This window comes from Allobosea sp. 05T438, assembly GCF_056396025.1.
Genome location: NZ_JBFTKQ010000051.1, coordinates 1 through 1,093, shown reverse-complemented (window position 1 = coordinate 1,093; position 1,093 = coordinate 1). Strand labels below are relative to the sequence as shown.

Below are 1,093 nucleotides of genomic sequence, written 5' to 3'. Positions count from 1 at the left end.
GGCGAACCTGGGGAGCTGTTCGAGTCGCCAGTTTGGCATTGCCTCGCGGAAGGGCTTGCCAACAGAGAATGCCTCGCCGTCGATGGCGGTTGATCAGGGCCGCGCGAACAACCAGCACTCGGCGAAAGCTTCCGATACGGTCGACTTGGACGATCTCGCCCGGATCCGTCGCTCGGTGCGTGAGTACCTCGGAACGCTCGACGAGGYTGGCTGGGCGACGCAACCTGTCCTGTATCAACCGGCCATCTCGTGARGTACGCGCGCGAGRCTGACGMCCGCGGCAAGGCCGGCGAATGCAGCGGCCAGCACCAACGCAACCTCCGGCGCCGAGGAGAGCGGGACGACGTCGAATACGATAGCCATCACGATGGCGCCGAAGGTCTGGCCGGTCAGCCGCGCAGTGCCCTGCATGGCACCGGCAGCGCCGCTGCGTGCTTTGGGCGCCGATAGGAGTAGGACGCGGTTGTTGGGGGKCTGGAAAAGGCCGAAGCCRAGGCCAGCGATCACCGTGCCAATGATGAAGCTYGCTCCGTAGGGACCGGCCCGCAACAGGCCGACACTTGCGAGTCCGACGGCCAGCAGGGCGCCGCCAGCGGTGCAGAGGCAGGCCGTCTTCACGCGATTGGCGAGCCATCCGGAAACCGGCGCGATSAGAGCCACCGCCGCGGGCCACGGCATCATGTACAGCCCCGCCTGGGTCGTCGCCATGCCGAGCCTGTGCTGGAGATAGAAGGGCAGAGCGAGAAGGCCTAGCATCTGCCCGGTGAAGCAGTAGACCGACGCGACGACGGAGAGCCGGAAGGCCGGCGCGCCGAAGAGATCGGTGGGCACGAGCGGGGTCGCACTCCGGCGCTCGATCCGCAGCAAGTGAAGAGGCAAACCACCGACGCGACGATCAGCAGTCCGCCTGTCACTGGAGACTGGGCGACCCGATCAGCGCCGAAGAAGAACAGGACGAACATCAGGGCACTCGCGATCATGGCCCTGCCGTCGAGCTTCCGCGCCACGCCCTCAGTTGACGCCAAAACTGGGCCGGATGCCAGTACGACGATGCCGAGCGGTAAGTTGACGGCGAAGAGCCATGGCCAGGGCG

1 protein-coding gene and 1 pseudogene are annotated in these 1,093 nt (G+C 66.5%); one reads left to right on the top strand and one right to left on the bottom strand.

The features are described 5' to 3' along the window. A partial coding sequence (locus tag AC1DIN_RS29860) for a hypothetical protein (RefSeq protein WP_476812350.1) occupies nucleotides 1-253 on the top strand: 253 nt, incomplete at its 5' end. Here the strand turns inward: AC1DIN_RS29860 and AC1DIN_RS29855 are convergent. Next, nucleotides 235-1,093 (bottom strand): annotated as a pseudogene (locus AC1DIN_RS29855) (MFS transporter); the annotation flags it as partial. The gene AC1DIN_RS29860 and the pseudogene AC1DIN_RS29855 overlap by 19 nt on opposite strands.